At 47.0% G+C, this 6,889-nt stretch carries 6 protein-coding genes; 3 read left to right on the top strand and 3 right to left on the bottom strand.

Annotated elements, in window-relative coordinates:
• Nucleotides 1-426: 426 nt before the first annotated feature.
• The gene (gene groL / locus QUA38_RS11715; protein ID WP_333161920.1) at nt 427-2,118 is read left to right on the top strand and encodes a chaperonin GroEL; all 1,692 of its coding nucleotides are present in this window, start codon (nt 427-429) and stop codon (nt 2,116-2,118) included.
• A 315-nt stretch (nt 2,119-2,433) separates the two neighbouring features.
• Here the strand turns inward: groL and QUA38_RS11710 are convergent, their stop codons facing one another.
• Nucleotides 2,434-2,691: a DUF2811 domain-containing protein gene (locus QUA38_RS11710; protein ID WP_050813024.1), complete on the bottom strand. Its 258-nt coding sequence runs from the start codon at nt 2,689-2,691 to the stop codon at nt 2,434-2,436.
• Between the two features lie 211 nt (nt 2,692-2,902).
• Between QUA38_RS11710 and QUA38_RS11705 the strand changes: the two genes are divergently transcribed.
• Nucleotides 2,903-3,142 carry a hypothetical protein gene (locus tag QUA38_RS11705; protein ID WP_333161918.1) on the top strand — a complete coding sequence of 80 codons (240 nt, stop codon included), beginning with the start codon at nt 2,903-2,905 and terminating at the stop codon, nt 3,140-3,142.
• Nucleotides 3,143-3,163: 21 nt separating this feature from the next.
• Here QUA38_RS11705 and QUA38_RS11700 read toward each other — a convergent pair whose 3' ends face one another.
• Together QUA38_RS11700 and QUA38_RS11695 are read right to left on the bottom strand one after the other, a co-directional pair.
• Nucleotides 3,164-3,406: a hypothetical protein gene (locus QUA38_RS11700; RefSeq protein ID WP_333161916.1), complete on the bottom strand. Its 243-nt coding sequence runs from the start codon at nt 3,404-3,406 to the stop codon at nt 3,164-3,166.
• A gap of 104 nt (nt 3,407-3,510) precedes the next feature.
• Nucleotides 3,511-4,170 (bottom strand): class I SAM-dependent methyltransferase, encoded by a 660-nt coding sequence (locus QUA38_RS11695; RefSeq protein ID WP_333161914.1) that lies wholly within the window; start codon nt 4,168-4,170, stop codon nt 3,511-3,513.
• Between the two features lie 663 nt (nt 4,171-4,833).
• Here QUA38_RS11695 and QUA38_RS11690 point away from each other — a divergent pair.
• Nucleotides 4,834-6,879 carry a sensor histidine kinase gene (locus QUA38_RS11690; protein WP_333161912.1) on the top strand — a complete coding sequence of 682 codons (2,046 nt, stop codon included), beginning with the start codon at nt 4,834-4,836 and terminating at the stop codon, nt 6,877-6,879.
• The last annotated feature ends 10 nt before the right edge of the window (nt 6,880-6,889 follow it).

Here is a 6,889-nt window from a genome sequence, read left to right as displayed (position 1 = left end):
GCTTTAAGTCGGGGAGTTTTTCCATTCCTTTATCTAATGTCTATCTCCTCTTCTTGTCAAGGGGGTTGAGCAATTACGAAAAAAGAATAGAAGCTCTATCGAAAGGTAGATGACCGAAAACACAAGTTAAGAAATTTTTATTAAAAATTCTGCTTTGGGATAACGCGCCATCAAAATTGGGTTTATGCCTGAACCAAAACCTGAGTATATCGATATGTAACAAACCACATTATATCTGTGGCGACACGAGATATGTGGGGACACGGCAATGCCCTGTCCTTAGCAACCCGGAACGATCGCCCAAATCTCCCATCCGCACCCCCAATCCCCCACACCGTTGAGGCGCGCTACAATCAAAAATCGATCGACTTAGCACTCAGACTCAGAGAGTGCTAAATTTGCTAATGTAAGCGATTGGAGACAAACATGACCAAAATAGTTGCATTTAGCGACAAATCTCGGCGGGCACTAGAACGCGGCGTCAATCAACTCGCCGATGCTGTCCGCATCACCTTGGGCCCGAAAGGCCGGAACGTCCTATTGGAAAAGAAATACGGTGCTCCCCAAATCGTTAACGACGGTATCACCGTTGCTAGGGAGATCGAACTCGAAGACCCCCTGGAAAATGCTGGCGCTCGCTTAATTCAAGAAGTCGCCTCCAAAACTAAAGATATCGCAGGCGACGGCACAACAACCGCAACGGTTATAGCTCAATCCCTCATTCGCGAAGGTTTGAAGAATGTCGCAGCAGGCGCAAACCCAGTCGCGCTGCGCCGGGGTATTGAAAAAACGATCGCCCACTTGGTGCTGGAAATCGAGAAATTGGCGAAACCCGTCGAAGGAAGCGCCATTGCTCAAGTCGCCACTGTCTCCGCCGGTAACGACGAAGAAGTAGGCAGTATGATTGCCCAAGCAATGGAAAAAGTCACGAAAGACGGCGTAATTACTGTAGAAGAGTCGAAATCTCTGACAACGGAATTGGAAGTTGTCGAAGGGATGCAGTACGATCGCGGATATCTTTCTCCGTATTTCGTCACTAACACCGACCGCATGGAAGTTGAGTACGAAAACGCTCGCATCCTGATTACCGACAAAAAAATTAGCTCCATTCAAGAACTAATTCCAGTTCTCGAAAAAATCGCCCGCACAGGTCAACCGCTGCTAATTATCGCCGAAGATATTGAAGGCGAAGCTTTGGCAACTCTGGTAGTCAACAAAGCCCGCGGCGTATTGAACATCGCAGCAACGAAATCTCCTGGTTTTGGGGAGCGACGCAAAGCTATGCTTCAAGATATCGCCGTACTCACCGGCGGTCAACTGATTTCTGAAGAAGTCGGACTCAGCATCGATACCGCAACCCTAGAAATGCTCGGTACAGCCCGCAAAATTACGATCGACAAAGAAAACACGATCATTGTTGCTGGCGAAGAACACAAAGCTGACGTGCTAAAACGGATCGAGCAAATCCGCAAGCAGCTAGAAGCGACGGATTCCGACTACGACAAGGAAAAGCTAACCGAACGCATCGCCAAACTCGCCGGCGGCATCGCTGTAATTAAAGTCGGCGCAGCTACAGAAACCGAGCTCAAAGACCGTAAACTGCGTATTGAAGACGCTCTGAACGCTACTAAAGCTGCTGTGGAAGAAGGTATCGTTGCCGGAGGTGGCACGACGCTAATTCACCTGATTACAAAAATAGATGCGATCGCAAATACTTTAGACGCCGAAGAACAAGTAGGCGCTGACTTGGTGAAGAAAGCTTTGGAAGCACCTTTGCGTCAAATCGCTGATAATGCCGGCGTCGAAGGTTCGATCGTCATCGAACGAGTGCGGGCGAGCGAGTTCAACGTTGGCTACAACGCTCTCACCGACGTGTACGAAGATATGATTGCCGCCGGGATTATTGACCCCGCTAAGGTAGTGCGATCGGCTTTGCAAAATGCCGGTTCCATTGCTGGTATGGTGCTGACCACTGAAGCTGTGATTGTCGAAAAACCCGAGAAGAAAAAAGCCGGCGGCGACATGGGCGACATGGGCGGCATGGGCGGCATGGGCGGCATGGGCGGCATGGGTGGCATGGGCGGCATGGGTGGCATGGGCGGCATGGGCATGATGTAGTCTTCAGCCATTTGTTTGTAGTCTGTAGAGTGCGCCATAAGCACCATGGATGTAAACAAGCGCATCTTATGTACTACCCGTCTACTGTTTGACGATTAAGGCAGCTTCAAGTCCCCCCGGCATCCCCTGATAGTTCGGGGGGACTTGAAGCTATCCAAGTCTCCTTCTTAAGGGAGATACAATGGGGCTCGGCATTAAGCTATAAGCGATAGTTCTCAGGGATTTTAAGCTGAAGTTGCCACCTATGCAGTGCACGCCCTCTCGGTCAACTAAAATCCTTCCCAGAAACCGCGTCTCCCCCTCTCCCCTGATCCTTCAAGACGACGGAGTTACATTGTTGCTGTGCAAGTCTTGAGGAGATTGAAACAGAGTTTCGAGATAAACTCTCGCAGCTTGGCGATAACTGCGCGAAGCTTCAGGCGTACCGCTATCGGCATTCTGCAACAAAAACAGCGACAGGGCCGCGCAAAATACTCGGTCTAGATCCCATTCGGGATGGGTTTCCAGGTAAGTTTTGAGAGAATCGTGCAGCGTTTCGGGAATTTCAGCAAAAATACTGACTGTTGGGTTCATCATTTTTTTTAGTCTCGCTAATAAATTGAAAACAGAACCCCCCCTTCGGCCGGATACAGGTGCAGGCACAGCCGAAATCAGAGCGCTTTTTTTTAGGTCGGTCGCATCATTGTGCGCTATGAGGGGGTGGGTTTGTCAATGTTGCGAAATATTACAAAGTCCTTTAGATAAAAAAAAGGTTTACCAAATAATAAGCTTTTCAGGGCATTTTTTGTTACATATCTTTATGTGTTGGGTGGTTTATGAGGGATTGGGCAGCAAGTTAAGGAAATCCCCAATTCCGCAGCAAGATGCTACCGTGCCGTTAATTTCTGTGGAAAACTTTGTCGCATCTGTGGAAAACCTCAGACTTGCCTGTGGAAACGCTGTGGAATATTTAGGGAAAAGTCAGGGAAAAAATAAGAATTGCAAAGGGCATGGGGCATGGGCATGGGGCATGGGGCATGGGTAGCAAGTAACAAATGACTAATGACTACTGATTGCTGACTAATGACTTCCTAAGTGCCACTCTGCCGCTTTTTGGCCGATGGTTGCCAATTCTGTCGGCGGCATTTTGTCGAGATTGGCTAAGATAAAGCTCATGGGATCGATCGACTGAAGTTTTTCCCGGTGGCGCGCTAGGAAATCCCTGTAGGGAAGATTTATCATCGGTGCGGTTGATCGCAGCTTGGTTCTGCCAAAGTTGATCGCCTAATATCCAAATGCCAACAGTCATTTTACTGGTTTCACCACTTCACCGTAAAAGTTATTTTTTACTTTTCATGAGGGCTGGTCGTTTATTCAGAAAAATTAATGGGCTGAAAAATCACAAATCCCAACTCATAATTTATCCACTGGTGGCGAGAACGTACTAGAGCATAACATTGATTTCCAAAGATAGGGAAACCGACCAGCAAATTTAAATTTTATGTCGGTGTATCCTTCATATATTAATAACTTGGTCAGCGTCTCTACTGAAAAAAATTTAATGTGACCGTTATCCCAAAGAACAGTAAAATGTTGATCTAGTTTGCCAGAAACCGCTAAAACCAGATTTTTTAAATAGCCGTGATAGGGTGTGGAAATAATTAGTCTTCCTCCCGGAGTGAGGCATCTTTTGGCAGTTTTTGCTAGTTCTTTAGGATAAAACAAGTGTTCGATTACTTCAATAGCTAAGACAACATCAAATGATTTCAGAATATCGGTATCTGGGAGGTCATAAATATCTGCTTGGATAAACTGACAATCGGGGAAACTTTGACGGGAGATGGCTATTCCGGGCGCAGAAGTGTCAACGCCGACAACTTCGCAGCCGTGCTCTGCGATAACGTGACTGAGGCTGCCATTGCCACAGCCGAGATCCAAAACTCGGAGTTTTGTCTTGCTGGTCTGCTGAAGTGCCGCCAGCATTTCTAATAGGGGAGATATCAAATAAGCGTGATGATATCTCGGACGGTTGTTTGTGTAATAATACGTATAATTGCTAAAGTTTTTTTTCATCGATTAAGCTATGGAGATTATTGCCGAGACCGCGAATTTACAGAGCGTGGGTACACTGTTTGCGCCAAGGTTCCCCACATTAGGGTTGTCCAAGTCGATCGGCAGCTCGATCGTCTCATTCTTTTTGTTTGATCGGTGAATTTTGTCACCGAATCAACCGGATGGCAAAAGAAATCTTTCACAGGGTGCAAAATCTTGCATCGCCCATCTCTGGCCCATCTCTCGAAGGCATTCGGAAAAAAAAAGTCCGATCGAGCAAGAATTCTCTCTGTACACTAGCCGGAAACCGAACTTTTTGCCTGTTAATTTGGGGCGAGTGCATCGATGCGATTCTAGCTTCAAGCAACTGCGGTATGTCCACCCGACGCTTTTTGCAGCCTTAAAAATTGGCCCAGGGGCGCTCGGATACCAGTCGCTCCGAGAATTGAGAAGGGAAGTGTGACCGAAATCACAGGCATTTGCCAAACAAATTGCTGAGCATCTTTGGGCCCACACACTTAGAATCGAGATTACTACAGTGGCTTCTATAATTGTGTTTAAATGTTGTTCTGAAGCTGTGTTGTCCAGTCAGCAGAGTCCCCTAGACAGATTCATGCTTTCGGTCTGGTTTATTTCACTTTAATGGTCGCTGTTGGGTGTTGCACCTTAATTTAGATATTTCCTATGGTTAAGTTAGGTCAATCCTCCTTTCGCCGTATTTTACTGTCGCGGATTTTGTTGCTCAGCGTACCTGTTCTACTGGTGGGGGAGTATGTTACCTATCGCAAGGCACGCTCGACGCTTCTGGAAACTGCTCGTCAAAACTTGACCGAAAGTGCAGTCAGAAAAGCAGAAACTATTGAACAGTGGGCGAAATCGCTGAAGTCGAATCTGATCGGCGCTTCGGAAAGCTCCATGTTGCAGTCGGTAAATCCGAAGGATTATCAAAAGTTTATCGCCCAATTAGGGCAGCGGTTGCCAGCGCAGGTTGATTGCTTGCAATTGACTAATTTAAAGACAAATCAAGTGATAGCAAGCACTTGCGGGCAGCAGCCGATTCAGTCGCTGCCGGCAAAATTTTGGCCGCCCGTACAGCAGCAGCAAACGCTGCTGGACGACAAGAGCGTTTACATCAGCCTGTCCTTGCCTCAGCAGCGACAGGGGACAGCAAACGATCGGAAGGGGGCTTTGGGGGCTGAGGATTTTCCAGATGCGGGTAAAGAAGGCCGCGATAGCCAAGCGAGTTTGGTGTTGAGCGCTCCTGTTTACATTCGTCGGGGCAATACCCTGCAGTTGAGTTATGCTTTGAGTTTGCAGTCGGCATTGCCTGTGCAAACCAGCGCTCCCAAGGGTTCTTTAGCCGGCTATACCGTGGCGATCGACCAAGATGGGACGATTTTGGCGCACCCGAATATCAACCGCGTGGGCCGCAATATCGCCCAAGAGGCAGATGCCGATCGACTAAAAAGTATTGTCAAAAGGGCGATCGCAGGCGGAACAGCTTTTCTCCATCTATTTTCGTTTGAAAGAAATGGTGTAGAGTTGCTAGCAGGATACGCCGCTATTCCGAGTCCTTCAACTACACAGGAGAACAGCAAGTGGATTATTTTAGCTGTCTCTCGTTTAGATTACGCCCTGTCAGGTTTGGAAGAAATTCAGCAAGTTTTATTTAATTTAATTGTAGGTTTAGTTGCTGCTAGTATCATCGCGACTTTATATCTGTCTCGCGACTTGGCGCGTCCAGTGGAAAAACTGAGAGACTACGCCATGAAAGTAGATACGGAAGCGTCGCAGACAGTGCCCCAAGATTTCCAAATTAGGGAATTCAATCAACTATCAGAAGCACTCAACAGCATGGTGCAGCGCCTTAGATCCTGGGCAAGAGAATTGGAAGTCGCAACCAAAGAAGCGCAAGTTGCGAATCAATTAAAAAATGAATTTTTGGGGAACATTTCTCACGAATTGAGAACGCCGCTCAACGGGATTATTGGTTTTATTCAAATTGTGCGGGACGGCTACTGCGATGACCGAGATGAAGAAATGGAATTTTTACAGCGGGCCCACGACTCGTCAATGCAATTGCTCAATATCATTAATGATATTTTGGACATTGCTAAAATAGAATCCGGCACGTTCTCGATGATGTTAGAAGTAGTTGACATTACTCAGGTACTTGAAGACGCGATTGATTTGCAAGCGACTCAAATAGAGGAAAAAGGCTTGAAGTTAAGTTTGCCAGAGCCTCATGATCCGATTATTGTTCATGCCGATCCAGAGAAGCTAAAACAGGTGTTTTTAAATGTTTTGAGCAATGCCGTTAAGTTTACAGAGTCGGGCAGCATTAATATATCTGTGCGGCTAGAATCGAGGACTAATTCTGGTAGTTTTAACGGCAGTGGGGAAAGTACGACGGGTCCCAGCGGTCAAAGCGATTGGGTGGTGGTGACAATTAAAGATACGGGAATTGGTATTGATCCCGAGCACCAGCAGAAATTGTTTCAACCTTTTGTGATGGCTGATGGTTCTACAACTCGCAGGTTTGGCGGTAACGGTTTGGGCTTGGCTATCTCGCGAAGGATAATGGAATCTATGATCGGAAGCATTACCCTCCACAGCGCGGGCGTAAATCAAGGTACTACGGTGATGATTTCTTTGCCTGTCAATCAGCAGTCAAGTTTTTATTTTCACAGCCCGGACTTAGTAACGGAAAAGGGAAATTTCAAAAGTTGAGGAGTGATTT

It is taken from the genome of Microcoleus sp. Pol12B4 (genome assembly GCF_036701385.1).
GTDB lineage: Bacteria > Cyanobacteriota > Cyanobacteriia > Cyanobacteriales > Microcoleaceae > Microcoleus.
The sequence above is the reverse complement of the archived record's forward strand: the minus strand, read 5'-3'. Positions and strand labels throughout refer to the sequence as shown.